Source organism: Palleronia sp. (genome assembly GCF_042089775.1).
Lineage (GTDB): Bacteria > Pseudomonadota > Alphaproteobacteria > Rhodobacterales > Rhodobacteraceae > Palleronia.
Genome location: NZ_JBELKF010000007.1, coordinates 36,368 through 53,366, shown reverse-complemented (window position 1 = coordinate 53,366; position 16,999 = coordinate 36,368). Strand labels below are relative to the sequence as shown.

The window sequence follows — 16,999 nt, the reverse complement described above, 5'->3', positions numbered from 1 at the left end:
TCCGGCGAAGCCGCTGCCAAGCGTCGGCTCGACACCCCCTGCACCGAATGACACGGAAGTCGGGGGATTCGGCTGGTTCTGGGACACGGTTCCCGTCAACGGGCTTGGCGCTGGGGGCGTGGACAAGGCGTTGGCGGTGCTGAGGAATTCTCCGAGCGGTGCGCAGGGTCCGGTATATCGTCTGGCGTCATTGAAGGCGCTCGCGGACCGCTACGGCCCAACTCTACTGGCCGAAAGCGTGGGGACGAGTGTATCGCCCGCCTTGGCCCTTGCGGTGATTGCCGTCGAGTCGGCGGGGCGCGTAAGCGCAATTTCGGGGGCCGGCGCCGAAGGCCTGATGCAATTGATGCCGGCGACTGCCGCGCGCTTCGACGTGGCGGATAGCCTGGACCCGCAGCAGAACATCCGCGGTGGAATCAGCTACCTCGATTGGCTGATGACGCGGTTCCACGGCGATCCAATCCTGGCGCTCGCAGGCTACAACGCCGGTGAGGGAGCGGTCGAACGCCACGGAGGCGTGCCGCCGTTTGCCGAGACGCGGGACTACGTGCCAAAGGTGCTTGCGGCGTTCGCCGTTGCGCGCGGGCTTTGTGCGACGCCTCCGGTCCTGGTTTCAGACGGCTGCGTCTTTGTCGGCGAGCGCATGGCATCGTCGGATTGATCGCCTCTGCGGCGAGAGGCGGCGCCGGCAGCGCGTGCCGACGCCGTAGGGCGCATGTCAGGCGACGATCGCCGCTTCGGTCGCCGCGCGGATATCATCTTCGCTGACGTCGGGCGCCGTCTCGACGATCTTCAGACCACCTTTGACCACGTCCAGGACGCCGAGATTGGTAATCACCCGATCAACGACCTTGGTCCCGGTCAGGGGAAGCGTGCAGGACTTCAGCAGCTTTGATTCGCCTTTCTTGTTCTGGTGATCCATCACGACGACGACCCGCTGTACGCCGGCGACAAGGTCCATGGCCCCGCCCATGCCCTTGACCAGCTTGCCTGGGATCATCCAGTTCGCCAGGTCCCCGTTCTCGGCCACTTCCATGGCGCCGAGAATCGCCATCGCGATCTTGCCGCCGCGGATCATGCCGAACGACATGGCGCTGTCGAAATAGGCTGTCTTGGGGATCTCCGTGATCGTCTGCTTGCCGGCGTTGATGAGGTCGGGATCCTCTTCACCCTCGACCGGGAAGGGGCCCATGCCGAGCATTCCGTTTTCCGATTGCAGCGTCACCTCGACGTCGTCGGGGATGTAGTTTGCTACGAGCGTCGGAATGCCGATGCCGAGGTTGACGTACATCCCGTCTTCGAGTTCCTGCGCAGCTCGCTGGGCCATCTGGTCGCGATCCCAGGGCATCAGGCGTTCTCCTTCTTCCGGGTGGTGCGCTGTTCGATCCGCTTCTCATGCTCACCCTGGATCAGGCGATGGACGTAGACGCCGGGGAGATGGATCTGGTCCCCGTCGAGGCTGCCGCGGGGCACGATTTCCTCGACCTCGGCGACGCAGATCTTGCCGCAGGTGGCGGCTGGCACGTTGAAGTTTCGAGCGGTCTTGCGGAAGACGAGGTTGCCCGTCTCGTCGGCCTTCCAAGCCTTCACGATGGCCAGGTCAGCGACGATCCCGCGTTCGAGGATGTAGGTCTCGCCGTCGAACTCCTTGTGCTCCTTGCCCTCGGCAATTTGCGTGCCGACGCCGGTCTTGGTGTAGAAGCCCGGAATGCCAGCGCCACCGGCACGCATACGCTCGGCGAGGGTTCCCTGCGGGTTGAACTCAACCTCTAGCTCGCCTTCCAGATACTGACGCATGAACTCGGCGTTCTCGCCCACATAGGACGACATCATCTTCTTCACCTGGCGGGAGGCGAGCAGGATGCCGATGCCGAAATCGTCCACGCCGGCATTGTTGGAGGCGAAGGTGAGGTTCTTGACGCCCGACTTGCGGATCGCGTCGAGCAGGAGTTCGGGGATGCCGCAGAGGCCGAACCCACCCGCTGCGATCAGCATGTCGTTGCGCAGAAGCCCGTCCAGCGCGGCCTCTGCGGTGTCATAGATCTTCTTCATGAAGCTCCCCCATTGTTGCCGTCCGGTTATCACGTTTCGTCAAGGGACGTGTCAACGCAGCTTCGCGCGACTGGCAGGCTTGAGGATAAGGCCGCCGAGAAGACTTCAGAACCCGCCGCCGGAGAGGAGAGCCAAAACCGCGCTACCGGGCGTCGAAGCGGGCTGAACGGACCGGAGTTCGCTGAACATCAGGAACTTTCGCGTCAAGTCATCGAGTCTTTCGGGATTTGTGAAATCCGCGATCGAAGATGTGCCGAAGATTGCTTGTGATCTTTCCTTGAAGCGCACCAGTTGCTGGTCCACATCGAGCGCGCCGAAGCTGTCGGGCAGGTTGAACACGGTTTCGAACGCCTGCCTGAGCGGAGGGTTGGACATGACGGAATACCACTGTGCCGACTCTGACGGGTCGTTTTCGGCTACCCGCTCGAGTTCCCTTCCTAGAGACAGCGCAATTCGCATGTTCTGGTCCGTTTCCCCGACGCCGATCTCGAACTGGCGGTCGGCGTAGCGGCGCGTGATCTCTTCGGCGAAGCCTTCGGGATAGGTGCGCTCCGTCTGGTCAGGCATGTTGAACCCGAAGGCGCGTGAGGCGGCGTAGTACCGCTTGTCGGGGTTGAAGCCGACCAAGGACCGAGGATCCGTCGGGTCGGCGTTCAGCATGCGGTCGAACACCTCGCGCTGCTTTGCGATGTCCGTTCCGTAGACGGACAGTGCGTCGTCGAGGCCGAAGAACGCTGCCGTAGCACGGCGGGTTTCGCCGTCATACACGACTTGGTAGGACTTCGTGAGTGTCGGCAGCTGGTCCGACACAGCAGCAAGGAAGGCTTGAGCGCGGGTTTCGGTCGTCGCAGGCCCTCCGAAGTTGAATGCGGAAGAAAGCGCCTTGTACCTCTTGTCCGACAGTTGGTTGACGAAAGATGTCTCGTCGGTCCAGTCAGAGGTCAGCACTTTGAGCATGAAGGAATCGTCGGCAGGTTCGAGACCGAACACGTCAAGCGTCGCCGTCATGAGGCGATCGTTGCTCAGAAGATCGTCGGCGCTGGAGAGCGTCCCGGCTGCCTTGAGTTCGGTGAAGAACCCGGAAAGCCCGGCGTCCGGCCGATCACGGTTCGCGAAATCGAGCGCCTCGACCATCTTGAGGTATTTCGGCTCGCTCAGGCGATTGACGAAGGAAGCCGGATCGGCCGGATCGGATTCCAGCACGCGGCGCAGGAAATATGTGTTCTTCGCGTCCTCCTTGAGTCCGAAGGTGCTCAGCGTGGAGTTTAGGAGAAGCGGGTCCGCCATGAGATCGTCCGGAGTGGCAACATCCTTCAGCCGCTCCTTGAGCTCGCCCGGAATAGACGTGCCCGAAAGCTGGGGTCCGTCCGCGCCTGCAAAGCCGAACGTCTTCGCGAGAGAGAGATACCTCTTGTCGCTCAGGCGGTGCGCGAAAGACTCGTCGTCCGCTGGGTCCGATTCGAGGACTTTTTTTATGAACGCCCGGTTGTCGATATCCTCGTCCAGTCCGAACGCGCCGAGAGCCACGCGCAGGAGTTGTCGGTCGTTCAGAAGCTGATCTGACGTCTCGATCGACGCAATCTTTGTCTTGAAAGCCGCCAGGTCCGTACCGATGCCGGGGGAGCGGTCGAAGGCCGCTTGTTGCGTCTCCCGGGTGCGAGTCAGAAGCGACCAGCCGGCCAGTCCGCTGCCAATGACGAGGGGCGTGAAGCTCATTCCTGTACGGGCCTCCGTGCGATGGCGACAAACGGATGCCGCGTTCACGCACGATAGGAGCCGCCACCTTAAGAAGGTGCTAAGACCTGCCGGCCGCCTCAGTCCTCTTTTTTCTTCGGCGCAGCCTTCTTGGTCGTCTTCTTCGCCGCGCTCTTTTTCGAAGCCGCTTTCTTCTTCGCGGGCTTCTTTCCCGATTTTGCCTCACGCTCGGCGATCAGGATAACTGCCTCATCGAGAGTGATCGCTTCGGGATCGGTGGTCTCGGGGATGGTGGCGTTCACCTTTTCCCACTTCACGTAAGGTCCATAGCGGCCCTTCATCACGTTCACCGGACCGCCGCGGTCGGGATGCTCGCCCAGCTCGCGGAGCGGAGTTGCCGGCGCGGCTCGACCTCGCTTGGGCTTGTCCGCAAGGATCTGGACGGCGCGGTTCATGCCGACCTCCCAGACGTCATCGACCGATTCTAGATTGGCGTTGGTGCCGCCCTTGTCGCTGATCGAGTCGGCATGTTTGATGTAGGGTCCGTAGCGTCCGATATTGGCCCAGATCGTCACGCCGTCCTCGGGGTGCTTGCCAATCTCGCGCGGCAGCGCCAGCAGGCGGACGGCTTGTTCAAGCGTCACCTCCTCGGGCGTCCAGCCTTTGGGGATCGACTGGCGCGGGGGCTTCTTGTTCTCTTCCGTCACCTCGCCGCGCTGGACGTAAGGACCGAAGCGACCTTTGAAGACGTAGATCTCGTCGCCCTGATCCTCGCCCAGAAGCTTGCCCTCGGGCGGGATCGCGGTTTCGGCCTGTGCGTCGTCCATCGGCGGACCAAAGGGACGGGTAAAGCGGCAGTCGGGATAATTCGAGCAGCCGATGAAGGCCCCGCCTGATCGCGCGGTCCGCATCGACAGCCGACCTGCGCCGCAGTTCGGGCAAAGGCGGGGGTCAGAGCCGTCTTCTTTCGGGGGAAAGAGGTGGGGTTCAAGCACCTCGTTGATCTTTTCGAGCACTTCGGTGATCCGAAGCTCAGACGTCTCGGCCACGGCGGCCGAGAAGTCGCGCCAGAACCGTTCAAGCAGACGCTTGTAATCCTCGTCGCCGGCCGAAACGTGGTCGAGGTCCTGTTCGAGATCGGCGGTGAAGCCGTAATCCACGTAGCGGCGGAAGTAGTTCTCGAGGAAGGCGGTCACGAGCCGCCCCTTGTCCTCGGGGATCAGGCGGTTCTTGTCCTTGCGGACGTATTCGCGGTCCTGGATCGTCGTGACGATCGAGGCGTAGGTCGAGGGCCGCCCGATGCCGAGCTCTTCCATCCGCTTCACCAGTGTCGCTTCGGTGTAGCGCGGCGGCGGTTGCGTGTGATGCTGGAGCGCCAGCACCGCACCGTTGTCCGACAGGTGCTTTGTCTCGGCCTTCTCGGCCTCGGCGCGCAGGCCGTTGGCTGCGAAAACCGCCGCCTCGCCGTCATGGATCTGCGGCAGGCGCGCATCGTCGCCGTCCTCCGACGGCTCGTCGCGGCCCTCTTCATAGACCTTCAGGAAGCCGTCGAATGTAATGACCTGACCTGTGGCGCGCAGGCCAACATTGCCGTCGTCCGACTTGATCTCGACCGTCGTACGTTCGAGCCGCGCGGCCTCCATCTGGCTAGCCAGCGTGCGCTTCCAGATCAGGTCGTAGAGCTTGCGCTGATCGCTGTCCGAGATGCGCAGGTCGTCGGTGGCCTTCGACATATCGGTCGGGCGGATGCACTCGTGCGCTTCCTGCGCGTTCTTGGCCTTGTTCTTGTAGATGCGCGGCGAACCGGGGACATACTTTTCACCGTAGCGGTTCTTGATCGCCTCGCGGGCGCCCTGGACGGCCTCGGGCGCCATGTCGATGCCGTCGGTCCGCATGTAGGTGATGAGGCCGGCCTCGTAGAGTCTTTGCGCAGCACTCATGGTCTGGCGGGCGCCCATGCCGAACTTGCGGCTCGCCTCCTGCTGGAGGGTCGAGGTCATGAACGGGGCCGAGGGGTTGCGAGTCGAGGGCTTTGCTTCGACGCTGGCGACCTTCAGGTCGCGCGAGGCGACGGCCTGGACGGCCATCTCGGCCTGGGTGCTGTCAGCGAGATCGAACCGGTCGAGCTTCTTGCCGCCATAGGTCACCAGGCGCGCCGTGTAGGTCTGGCCGCGGGGCGTCTGAAGCTCGGCTTTCACGCTCCAGTATTCGCGAGGGCGAAACGCCTCGATCTCCATCTCGCGCTCGACGATGAGGCGCAGGCAGACCGACTGCACGCGGCCAGCGGACTTGGCGCCCGGAAGCTTGCGCCACAGCACGGGCGACAGGTTGAAACCGACAAGGTAGTCTAGCGCGCGACGGGCGAGATACGCCTGAACCAGCGGCGCATCGACCTGCCGGGGGTTCTTCATCGCTTCGGTCACCGCGCTCTTGGTGATTGCGTTGAAGACCACCCGGCTGACCGGCGTGTCCTTCTTGATCGCCTTGCGGGCACGCAGCGTTTCCTCGAGGTGCCACGAGATCGCCTCGCCCTCGCGGTCGGGGTCGGTTGCGAGGATCAGCGCGTTGTCTTCCTTCAGCGCGTCGGCGATCGCCTTGACGTGCTTCTTTGAATCGCTGCCGACCTCCCACAGCATCTCGAAATCATGCTCGGGATCGACCGATCCGTCCTTCGGCGGCAGGTCCCGCACGTGTCCGTAAGAGGCGAGCACCGTGTAGTCCGGCCCGAGATACTTGTTGATGGTCTTGGCCTTTGCAGGCGATTCGACGACGACGACGGGCATGACGCTCCCTGGGCTCGGGTTTGGCCGGGTAGATGTGGGCAGCGGGGGCGGCTTGTCAATCGCGCGCTCAACCGGCGCGGCGAAGTAGCCCGCCGCCGTCGCGCTCGATCAGCCCGTCGAGTTCAAGCCGCGTGAGGCAATCCGACACCTGCCCGGCGGGCAGGCCCAGATCGCGCAGAAGCTGGTCCTCGCTCATAGGTGAGGGACCCAGCCGCTCGAGCACGTGGTCGTCGATCCGCCCGGAGGCGGGCGGGGCCGGCGCTGCGGGCGCGACGGCTGGCGCAGGTGTCGCGGTGCGCCGAGGCGCATGGACCAGCGCATCGGGCAGGGCGGCGAGCACGTCCGCAGGGCCGCGGACCAACGTGGCGCCGTCCCGGATCAGCAGGTTGCACCCCGCGGCGCGAGCATCGAAGGGATGACCGGGAACCGCCAGCACCTCGCGCCCCTGGTCGAGCGCATCGCGCGCTGTGATGAGAGAGCCCGACTTGGCTGCCGCCTCGACCACCACGAGCGCATGGGAGATCCCGGAGATGAGCCGGTTGCGCCGCGGGAAATGCCGCGCTTGGGGCTTGAGGCCGATGGGCTGCTCGCTGACGAGGCACCCGGTCTCGATGATCCGCGCGGCGAGGTCGGCGTTCTCGGCCGGATAGATGACGTCGATTCCGCCGGCCATGACTGCCACCGTGCCGGTGTAGAGTGTGGCACGATGCACCTCGGTGTCGATGCCCCGCGCAAGGCCGGAAACGGTGGCGTGACCGGCCCGTCCGATGCCATCGGCGAGGCTGCGCGCCATGCGCAACCCGAGAGAAGATGCGTTGCGCGCCCCCACGAGACCGACGGACGGTCGCGACAAGACCCCGATGTCGCCGCGAACCCAGAGAACCGGAGGGGCGTCGGCAATTTCGGCCAAGGCTTTCGGGTATCCCGGCCCCAGGAAAAGCAGTGGGCGGGCGCCAACGGCGTGGCCCGCCTCGAGCTCGGCCCGGACGACGGCAGGCGGGCAGGTGGCGTAATCGCTGATCCCTGCGGCTGCGGCAATTTTCGGCAAGGCTGCCAGCGCGTCGCTGGCGGTCCCGTGTTCGGCCATCAGGCGATGGAAGGTCGTGGGGCCGACGCGGCGTGAGCGCAGAAGACGAAGCCAGACGAATGCGTCTTCCTCGGTGGGGGGGGGATGAGGGGGTGTGGAAGGGAGAAACTCCATTGCCCGCCTTGCTCCGTCTCCTGCAGGCACAGATCTCGGCCATAAAGGTTAACGGGCGGTAAACCGAAATCCGGGTTTTGAGCGCGATCGTTTAACCTTCTGGAAAAACGCGAAAATTCTTCTCAGTCGGCGTGACCTTTCAAGCAGAGTTGGCGCCGGCTGACGGAATTACCCGCCGACACAGCCCTTGGGCCCAAGAAATAAGAATCAGGCTGCCGATCCGCCGACGGTCAATCCGCCGATCAGCAGAGTCGGTTGCCCCACGCCGACGGGCACCCACTGCCCTGCCTTGCCGCAATTCCCGATGCCGGGGTCGAGGCTCATGTCGTTGCCGACTGCGCGGATCTTCTGCAGCGCCGTGGCGCCATCGCCGATCAGGGTCGCGCCCTTGACCGGCGCGCCCACCTTGCCGTTCTTCACGCGGTAGGCTTCGGTGCAGGAGAAGACGAACTTGCCGTTGGTGATGTCGACCTGGCCGCCGCCGAAGCCAACGGCGTAGAGCCCGTCGTCGAGGCCCGACAGGATGCTCTCGGGGCTTTCGGTGCCGGGCTGCATGTAGGTGTTGGTCATCCGTGGCATCGGGGCGTGGGCATAGCTTTCGCGGCGCCCGTTGCCGGTAGGCGCCACGCCCATCAGGCGCGCGTTCTGGCGATCCTGCATATAGCCGACCAGCACCCCGTCCTCGATTAGCGTTGTCGCGTTCGACGGCGTGCCCTCGTCGTCCACGGTGATCGAGCCGCGGCGGTCGGGCAGGGTGCCGTCGTCCAGCACGTTGATTCCCGGTGCTGCAATGCGCTGGCCCATCAGCCCGGCGAAGGCCGAGTGGCCCTTGCGGTTGAAGTCGCCCTCGAGCCCGTGGCCGATCGCCTCGTGCAGAAGGATGCCGGGCCAGCCCGACCCCAGCACCACGTCCATTATGCCGGCCGGCGCGGGTTCCGCGCGCAGGTTCACCAACGCGATGCGCAGGGCCTCGCGCGTCACGTCCTGCCAGTGGCTGCGGTCGATGAGCGGGGTCAGCGCGTGGCGTCCGCCGCCGCCGTGATAGCCTTGCTCGCGGCGGCCGTTCTCTTCGACGATCACGGCGACGTTCAGGCGGGTCATCGGGCGGATATCGCGCACCACATGCCCGTCGGGGCGCAGGATCTCGACCTCCTGGATCGATGCGGCGAGCGTGGCCGAAACCTGCACGACCCGCGGATCGAGATCGCGGGCGAAGGCATCGATCTCGCGCAGCGTCTCGATCTTCACGCCGAATGCGGCGTCGGCCATCGGGTCGGTGTCACCGTAGAGCCGCCGGTTCGTTGCCGGCGGCGCGTCGGCCATGGTTCCGCCACCGTCGCCCACGGCGAGGCGCGCCGTGTCGGCCGCGCGCAGAAGCGCGTGCTCGGTCAATTCGGTCGAGTGGGCGTATCCGGTGACCTCGCCCCTGACCGCGCGCAGCCCGAAGCCCTCGGTCGCGTCGTACGCGGCATTGCGGACCCGGCCGTCATCGAAAGTGATCGCCTCGGAGCGCTTGCGCTCGAAGAACAGCTCGCCGTCCTCGGCGCCGTCGGTGGCCTTGCGCAGGGCGCGCAGCGCAGCGCTCTCGTCGATCCGGGACTCGAGCGGGCGGAAGGGGGCTTCGGACATGTCGTCTCCGGTCTGCGTGGTTCGGCTGATATGTGCATGATGCGCCTCATTTCCATCCCGTGCCGCGGCGATCTGCAACGGGCAGACGCGCAAATACAGGCGATTTGACGCAACACGGCGACTTGCCGTCCGGGCGCTGATATGGTCTTAAGCCATCGATTTCCACGGGACGAGTGCGCCACCGGATCCCGCGTGCGTGCCCGAAAGCTGCCCGACCGAGCCGAACAGGATAGAGCCGATGCGCGCACGCCACCTCATTGCCGCCCTTCTCACGCTTCTCCCCGGGCCTCTGCTCGCACAGGACGGCCCGATCGGCGATCTGCCGATCATCGGCAAGCCTTCGTACGGCGGCACGGGCTTTCAGCCGGCCGTGACAGAGCTGTCGCGGGATCTTCAGTGGCTCGACGGGATGGTGCTGATCATCATCACCGCGATCACTTTCTTCGTGATCGGCATCCTGTTCGTCGCACTCTGGCGCTTCAGCCACCGGCGCAACAAGAGTCCGCAGGCGTTCACTCACAACACCCCGGTCGAGATTGCATGGACCATCGTGCCCATCATGATCCTGATCTTCATCGGTTCGTTCTCGCTGCCCGTCCTGTTCGAGCAGCAGGAGATCCCCGAGGCCGACATCACGATCAAGACGACCGGCTACCAGTGGTATTGGGGCTACGAGTATCCCGACCACGGTTTCTCATTCGACAGCTACATGATCGGCTCGCCTTTCACCGGCGGTGACAATCGCCTGACCGATGAAGTCCGTGCGCAGCTGCAAGAGGCTGGCTATTCCGAGGATGAGTTCAAGCTTGCGACCACGACGGCAATGGTCGTTCCTGTGAACTCCACCGTCGTCGTCCAAGTGACCGGCGCAGACGTCATCCACTCCTGGACCGTGCCTGCCTTCGGCGTGAAGCAGGATGCGGTTCCGGGCCGGCTCGCGGAATTGTGGTTCGAGGCGAACGAGGAAGGCGTGTATTTCGGCCAGTGTTCCGAACTCTGCGGCATCGCGCACGCCTACATGCCGATCACCGTGAAAGTGGTGAGCCAGGAGGAATACGAGGCTTGGCTGGATTGGGCCATCGAGGAATACGGCGGCACACCGCGCGTGACCGCTGATGCGGCGATCATCGATGAGGTCGAAGAAGTGCCCGCCGCGGCCCTCGTTACGGAATAAGGAAGCGACATGACAGACGCCACCATCTTGGACCGCCAGCACGAGGCCCAGTTCGGCGATTACTTCGCCCTGCTGAAGCCTCGGGTGATGACGCTCGTCGTCTTCACCGCGCTGGTCGGCATGCTGGTGGCGCCGGTGGCGTTGCACCCGTTCCTGGGGTTCTGCGCGATCCTGTTCATCGCGGTGGGCGGCGGTGCGGCCGGCGCGCTGAACATGTGGTGGGACGCTGACATCGATGCGGTAATGCGGCGCACGTCCAAGCGTCCGATCCCGACGGGCCGCGTAACGGGGCGGGACGCGCTGTCGATCGGGTTGGCGCTGTCGGGCTTCGCAGTCGTGATGCTCGGGCTGTCGACCAACTGGGCGGCGGCTGCCCTGCTTGCCTTCACCATCTTCTTCTACGCTGTAGTTTACTCCATGTGGCTAAAGCGCTCGACACCGCAGAACATCGTGATCGGCGGTGCCGCAGGCGCTTTCCCACCGATGATCGGCTGGGTCGCGGCAACGGGTTCGGTGAACCTCGAAGCGATCTTGATGTTCGCTCTGATCTTCCTCTGGACCCCGCCGCATTTCTGGGCGCTCGCGCTGTTCATGCGGTCGGACTATGATGATGCTGGCGTGCCAATGCTGACGGTGACACATGGTCGCCGCGCCACCCGCCGCCACATCTTCGTCTACACCCTCGTGCTGGCCGCATTTGCAGTCTGGCTAGGCTTCACCTCCGCGGGTGGACCTGCCTACCTTGTTGCAGCGATCGCTCTGAATGCGTGGTTCGTGAAGGGCGCTTGGGACATCCTGCGGCGCGACGAGAAGACGGCCGAAGCCGACGGCTACATCGTCGAGAAGAAGTTCTTCAAGTTCTCGCTTCTTTACCTCTTTCTGCATTTCGGCGCGCTTCTCGCCGATGCTGCTTTCCGTGCCGCGGGAATGATCGCATGATTCAGGTTGAGCACGAGACTCACCGGCGGCGCCGGTCGCGTAACTTGGGGATGCTGGTCGTCCTGATCGGGCTGATCTGCATCGTCTTTGGTCTGACGGCTGTGAAGGTGAAGCAGCTAGGTGCCGTGCAAGGCTTCGACCATGCGGTGCGCCCCGAACTGCTACCCGGCGAGAAGGCTCCGGAGTAATGGACGGCAAGACAAAAACTCTGTTCGGCACGCTGGGCGTCATCGTCTTCATGGGCGCCATGGCCTGGGCGTCCGTTCCGCTCTATTCCTGGTTCTGTCAGGTCACGGGCTACGGTGGCACGACGAACGTATCCGAGGCCGGCGCGGACGAGGTGCTGGACCGGACGGTGACCGTGCGCTTCGATGCCACGACCGAGGCGGGGATGCCCTGGGAGTTCAAGCCGGTCGAGCGCCAGATGACGCTACGCATCGGCGAGACAGGCCTTGCCTTCTACGAAGCGTACAATCCCACCGATCGCCCGATTGCAGGTCAGGCCAGCTACAACGTGGCACCCTTCTATGCGGGCCAATACTTCTCCAAGGTCGATTGCTTCTGTTTCACCGAGCAGGTCCTGCAACCCGGGGAGCGCGTTCAGATGCCGGTGTCGTTCTTCGTTGATCCTGCCATCGTCGATGACCGCGATGCGAAATACGTGAAGCACATAACGCTTTCCTATACATTCTACGAGATCGACCTGCCCGAAGAAGAACGGCAGGCAAGCCTCACGACCAACTGAGCCAGCCGAGGGACGCAATGGCACACGAAAAGAACCACGATTACCACATATTGCCGCCGTCTCTGCACCCGTTCGTCGCGGCAATCGGGGCCTTCGTCATGCTGTTCGGCGCGGTCATGTGGATGCACGGTGTCACGCCGTTCATGTTCGCGATCGGCCTCGTGATCGTTCTGTATTCCATGTTCGCATGGTGGAAGGATGTCGTTGCCGAGTCGAACGTCGGCGATCATACGCCCGTCGTTCGCATCGGCCTGCGGTACGGCTTCATCCTGTTCATCATGTCCGAGGTGATGTTCTTCTCGGCGTGGTTCTGGTCGTTCTTCAAGCACGCGCTCTACCCGATGCAGACGTTCAGCGAAGGGCAGTGGCCGCCCCCGACGATCGAGACGTTCGACCCGTGGCACCTGCCGCTGATCAACACGCTGATCCTGCTCTGCTCGGGCGCGGCGGCGACTTGGGCGCACCACGCGCTGGTGCACGAGAACAACCGCAAGGACACCGCGAATGGCATCCTGATCGCCGTCCTGCTGGGCATCGTGTTCTCGGTCTTCCAGGCCTACGAGTACAGCCACGCCGCCTTCGGCTTCGCCGGCAACATCTACGGCGCAAACTTCTTCATGGCGACGGGTTTCCACGGCGCGCACGTCATCATCGGAACGATCTTTCTGTTCGTGTGCTACCTGCGCCTTCGGGCCGGTCACTTCACGCCCGAGAAGCACACGGGCTTTGAGGCGGCCGCCTGGTACTGGCACTTCGTGGACGTGGTGTGGCTCTTCCTCTTCGCGTCGATCTACATCTGGGGCTCCTGACCTTATCAGTAGTCAGAATTGGAGGAGCGGCGGGGCAACCTGCCGCTCTTTGACGTTGAGGTGATCGCATGCGGTGGATCGGTCTTGCTTTTATCGGCCTGGGGGGCCTTGCGGTTCTCCTGACGCTTGGGTTCTGGCAGGTCACCCGGCTTCAGTGGAAGGCAGGCCTGCTGAACGACATCGAAACCCGGATCGCGGCGGCGCCCGTTGACTTGCCGGCCGATCCTGACCCTGAGGCGGATCGGTATCTTCCGGTCGAGGTGTCGGGCCGCACCACGGGGACCGAACTGCACGTGCTGGTTTCGACGCGGCAGACCGGGGCCGGCTATCGGATCATTGCGCCTTTCGAGACGGGGGCGCGGCGCATCATGGTCGATTTGGGTGTCGTTCCCACCACAGAGAAAGAGCCGCTACGCCCAGCGCAGAGGCTCTCCGTGGCTGGTAATCTCCATTGGCCGCGAGAGAGCGACCGCTTTACGCCGGATCCCGAGCGTGACCGTAACATCTGGTTTGCGCGCGACGTGGACGCGATGGCCGAGGCGCTCGGGACCGAGCCATTGCTGATCGTGGCGCGACAACTCGAACCCGCAGTCCCGGGCGTCACACCGTTGCCTGTGACGGAGACAAACATCCCGAACGATCACCTGCAATACGCGATAACGTGGTTTTCCATTGCCGCCCTGTGGGCGGGGATGACAGTGCTGCTGGGCTGGCGTATGGCGGGCCGCACCGGCAGGAAGGCGTGAGAATGCGATACGTTTCGACCCGCGGGCAGGCGCCCGCCCTGGATTTCGAAGGTGCGATGCTGACGGGCCTGGCGCGCGACGGCGGCCTTTATGTGCCTGAGACGATCCCGAGGATGAGCAAGGACGAGATCGCCGCTCTCGCCGGTCGTCCCTATGAAGAGACTGCGCTGCGCGTCATGCTGCCATTCACGGGAATGGACGAGGCTCGGCTGTCAGACCTGATCTTCCGCGCCTACCATGGCTTCGGCCACGACGCCCGCGCGCCGCTGAAGCAGCTGGGGCCGAACCACTTCCTGCTGGAACTCTTCCACGGGCCCACGCTCGCGTTCAAGGACTTCGCGATGCAGCTGATCGGCCAGCTGTTCCAGGATGTGATGACGCGCCGGGGCGAGCGGATCACCATCGTCGGCGCGACGTCCGGTGACACCGGAAGCGCGGCAATCGAGGCCTTCCGGGGTCTCGATAACGTCGAATGCTTCATCCTCTTTCCCGAGGGACGCGTGTCCGAGGTGCAGCGGCGGCAGATGACGACACCGGCCGAGGCGAACGTGCATGCACTGGCGGTGGAGGGCGACTTCGACGACTGTCAAGCCGCCGTGAAGGACATGTTCAACGACCACGGCTTCCGCGACCGCGTCGGGCTGACGGCTGTGAACTCGATCAATTGGGCGCGCGTTCTGGCCCAGGTCGTGTACTACTTCAGCGCGGCGACGGCGCTCGGGGCACCCGCCCGCACGGTCTCGTTCACTGTTCCGACCGGCAATTTCGGCGACATCTTTGCCGGCTGGATCGCAAAACAGATGGGCCTGCCCATCGACCGGCTGGTCATCGCGACGAACCGCAACGACATCCTTCACCGCACCTTCGCGACCGGCTCGCACAGGAAGGAGGGCGTCAGCCCCACGATCAGCCCATCAATGGACATCCAGGTCAGTTCGAACTTTGAGCGGGCGCTGTTCATGGCCTATGACCGCGACGGTGCCGCCGTTGAGCAACTGATGGAAGAGCTGAAGGCGGATGGCGGGTTTCCCGTGAGCCAAGGCGCCATGCAGGCGCTCCGCGAGGACTACGACTCGGGCCGCGCATCCGAGGACGAGACTGCGGCCACGATCCGCGCGATGCACGCCCGGACGGGCGAGACGCTGTGCCCCCATACGGCCGTGGGCGTGAAGGTTGCCGAAGAGCATCTGGGCGGCAGCCCGATGGTCACGCTGGCCACGGCGCACCCGGCGAAATTCCCCGATGCGGTCGAAGCCGCGACCGGACAGCGACCGCCGCTTCCGGACCGCATGGCCGACCTGTTTGACCTGCCCGAGCGCATGACTTCGGTGCCGAACGCGGTCGCCGACATCCAGACCCTTATCGAAGAGCGTATCAATTGACCGTCAACCTCCACACCTTTTCCAACGGCCTTCGCGTCGTGACCGAACACATGCCCGGCCTCAAATCGGCCAGCGTGGGCATCTGGGTGACGGCCGGGGGGCGGCACGAGACGGTCGAGCAGAACGGCATCGCCCATTTCCTCGAGCATATGGCGTTCAAGGGCACGGCGCGCCGTACGGCTCTTGAAATCGCCGAGTCAATCGAGGACGTCGGCGGCTACATCAACGCCTATACCAGCCGCGAGATGACCGCGTTCTACGCGCGCGTGCTCGAGGCGGACGTTCCCCTGGCGCTGGACGTGATCTCGGACATCGTGCTGAACCCGATCTTCGACCCGCGCGAGATCGAGGTGGAGCGCGGCGTGATCCTGCAAGAGATCGGTCAGGTCAACGACACGCCAGACGACATCGTGTTCGACTGGCTGCAGGAGTCGGCTTTCCCGGACCAGCCGCTGGGCCGCCCGATCCTGGGTCCGTCCGAGCGTGTGGCCGGGTTCACGCGCGACGACCTCGCGACCTTCGTGGACCAGCGCTATGGCCCGGGCGACCTGATCCTGTCGGCTGCCGGGGCCGTCGATCACGACGCCGTCGTGCGCTTTGCCGAGCAGACGTTTGGCCACCTGGCGGCGCGCTCCCGCGCCGCGCCGGTGCCTGCAACGTTCCGGGGCAGCGAGCGGCGCGAAGAGCGCAAGCTCGAGCAGGTCCACTTCACGCTGGGCTTCGAGGCGCCGAGCTATCGCGACCCCGATTTCTACACCGCCCAAATCCACGCGAGCGCGCTTGGCGGGGGGATGTCCTCGCGCCTGTTCCAGGAACTGCGCGAGCGGCGGGGCTTGTGCTACACGATCTTCGCACAGGCCGGCGCCTACGACGACAGCGGCCTGATGACCATCTACGCGGGCACCTCTCCCGAAGAGATCGCGGACCTGGCCCACGTCACGGTGGACGAGATGAAGCGCGCCGCCGACGACATGACCGAGGCCGAGATCGAGCGTGCGCGCGCGCAGATGAAGGCCGGGCTTCTGATGGGTCTTGAAAGCGCCTCGGCTCGGGCCGAACGGCTTGCCCGGCTGCTGTCGATCTGGGGCCGGATTCCGACGCTGGAAGAGACGGTCGACAAGATCGACGAAGTGACGCTGGCGCAGGTGCGCGGCTTCGGGGCGCGGATGGTGCAAAGCGCACCGGCCATGGCGCTCTACGGCCCGATCGACGGCGCACCGGGTCTGACGGATCTGTCCGGCAGGCTGGCTGCCTGATGGCCTTCGGTCGGCGGCGGCTCAGGGTCGAGAGCGACCGCCTGACCCTTCGCCCGCCCGAGCATACCGATTTCCGCGCGTGGACCGAACTGCGCCGCGTGTCAGCCTCGTTCCTGCAGCCGTGGGAGCCTGTATGGGCCCCGGATCATCTGACCCGCAAGAGCTTCACCAATCGCGTGTATTGGGCGCAGCGGTCGGTGCGGGGCGAGACGGCGCTGCCCCTGTTCATCATCCGGCGCGAGGACAGCTCACTTGTCGGTGCTATCACGCTCGACAACATTCGGCGTGGGCCGGCACAATCGGGGACGCTGGGCTACTGGATCGGCGAGCCCTTCGCGCGCCAGGGCTACATGCGCGAATCGATCGAGGCGCTGACCCACCACGCCTTCCACCGGCTGGACCTCAGCCGGATCGAAGCGGCGTGCCTGCCCGAGAACAAGGCCTCGCGCGCAGTGCTTGAGCGGTCCGGCTTCAAGTATGAAGGTGTCGCTCAATCCTACCTGCAGATCGCCGGCCGGTGGCGTACCCACGTGCTCTACGCCAACCTCCGCCCAGACCGGCGTGGACGAACCGACGTCGGCTAGCCGT

At 64.5% G+C, this 16,999-nt stretch carries 16 protein-coding genes; 10 read left to right on the top strand and 6 right to left on the bottom strand.

Translation table 11 applies throughout. The features are described from left to right. On the top strand, positions 1–661 hold a 661-nt coding region (locus tag ACFDS3_RS03545; RefSeq protein WP_375260960.1), incomplete at its 5' end, for a lytic transglycosylase domain-containing protein. 57 nt (positions 662–718) lie between these two features. Here the strand turns inward: ACFDS3_RS03545 and ACFDS3_RS03540 are convergent. From ACFDS3_RS03540 to tldD, 6 genes are all read right to left on the bottom strand, one after another. Then, positions 719–1,348, bottom strand: a complete 630-nt coding sequence (locus tag ACFDS3_RS03540; RefSeq protein WP_375260959.1) for a 3-oxoacid CoA-transferase subunit B — start codon at positions 1,346–1,348, stop codon at positions 719–721. Then, positions 1,348–2,052, bottom strand: coding sequence for a CoA transferase subunit A (locus tag ACFDS3_RS03535; RefSeq protein WP_375260958.1), 705 nt, complete (start codon positions 2,050–2,052; stop codon positions 1,348–1,350). The genes ACFDS3_RS03540 and ACFDS3_RS03535 overlap by 1 nt, the downstream gene beginning before the upstream one ends. A 105-nt stretch (positions 2,053–2,157) precedes the next feature. After that, on the bottom strand, positions 2,158–3,768 hold the full coding sequence (locus ACFDS3_RS03530) for a DUF1217 domain-containing protein (RefSeq protein ID WP_375260957.1): 1,611 nt from the start codon (positions 3,766–3,768) through the stop codon (positions 2,158–2,160). Positions 3,769–3,866: 98 nt separating this feature from the next. After that, positions 3,867–6,530, bottom strand: a complete 2,664-nt coding sequence (gene topA / locus ACFDS3_RS03525; protein ID WP_375260956.1) for a type I DNA topoisomerase — start codon at positions 6,528–6,530, stop codon at positions 3,867–3,869. Positions 6,531–6,597: 67 nt separating this feature from the next. After that, positions 6,598–7,731: a DNA-processing protein DprA gene (gene dprA, locus ACFDS3_RS03520; protein WP_375260955.1), complete on the bottom strand. Its 1,134-nt coding sequence runs from the start codon at positions 7,729–7,731 to the stop codon at positions 6,598–6,600. 207 nt (positions 7,732–7,938) lie between these two features. Then, the gene (gene tldD, locus ACFDS3_RS03515) at positions 7,939–9,360 is read right to left on the bottom strand and encodes a metalloprotease TldD (RefSeq protein WP_375260954.1); all 1,422 of its coding nucleotides are present in this window, start codon (positions 9,358–9,360) and stop codon (positions 7,939–7,941) included. Positions 9,361–9,598: 238 nt separating this feature from the next. On the opposite strand from tldD, the gene coxB reads away from it, so the two are divergent. From coxB to ACFDS3_RS03470, 9 genes are all read left to right on the top strand, one after another. Then, positions 9,599–10,534: a cytochrome c oxidase subunit II gene (gene coxB / locus ACFDS3_RS03510; protein WP_375260953.1), complete on the top strand. Its 936-nt coding sequence runs from the start codon at positions 9,599–9,601 to the stop codon at positions 10,532–10,534. Positions 10,535–10,543: 9 nt separating this feature from the next. Continuing rightward, a complete protein-coding gene (gene cyoE / locus ACFDS3_RS03505; RefSeq protein WP_375260952.1) occupies positions 10,544–11,473 on the top strand; it encodes a heme o synthase in 930 nt (309 codons plus the stop codon). Further along, positions 11,470–11,661: a hypothetical protein gene (locus ACFDS3_RS03500; protein WP_375260951.1), complete on the top strand. Its 192-nt coding sequence runs from the start codon at positions 11,470–11,472 to the stop codon at positions 11,659–11,661. Before cyoE ends, ACFDS3_RS03500 begins: the two co-directional genes overlap by 4 nt. Beyond that, entirely contained in the window at positions 11,661–12,218 is a 558-nt protein-coding gene (locus ACFDS3_RS03495; RefSeq protein WP_375260950.1) for a cytochrome c oxidase assembly protein, read from the top strand. Before ACFDS3_RS03500 ends, ACFDS3_RS03495 begins: the two co-directional genes overlap by 1 nt. Positions 12,219–12,235: 17 nt before the next feature. Then, a complete protein-coding gene (locus tag ACFDS3_RS03490; RefSeq protein WP_375260949.1) occupies positions 12,236–13,027 on the top strand; it encodes a cytochrome c oxidase subunit 3 in 792 nt (263 codons plus the stop codon). Positions 13,028–13,095: 68 nt separating this feature from the next. Next, positions 13,096–13,773: an SURF1 family protein gene (locus ACFDS3_RS03485; protein ID WP_375260948.1), complete on the top strand. Its 678-nt coding sequence runs from the start codon at positions 13,096–13,098 to the stop codon at positions 13,771–13,773. Positions 13,774–13,775: 2 nt separating this feature from the next. Then, positions 13,776–15,155, top strand: coding sequence for a threonine synthase (thrC, locus tag ACFDS3_RS03480; protein WP_375260947.1), 1,380 nt, complete (start codon positions 13,776–13,778; stop codon positions 15,153–15,155). Next, complete coding sequence (locus ACFDS3_RS03475; RefSeq protein ID WP_375260946.1) at positions 15,152–16,411, top strand: M16 family metallopeptidase; 1,260 nt, start codon at positions 15,152–15,154, stop codon at positions 16,409–16,411. Before thrC ends, ACFDS3_RS03475 begins: the two co-directional genes overlap by 4 nt. Then, positions 16,411–16,995 carry a GNAT family N-acetyltransferase gene (locus tag ACFDS3_RS03470; protein WP_375260945.1) on the top strand — a complete coding sequence of 195 codons (585 nt, stop codon included), beginning with the start codon at positions 16,411–16,413 and terminating at the stop codon, positions 16,993–16,995. Before ACFDS3_RS03475 ends, ACFDS3_RS03470 begins: the two co-directional genes overlap by 1 nt. Positions 16,996–16,999: the final 4 nt, after the last annotated feature.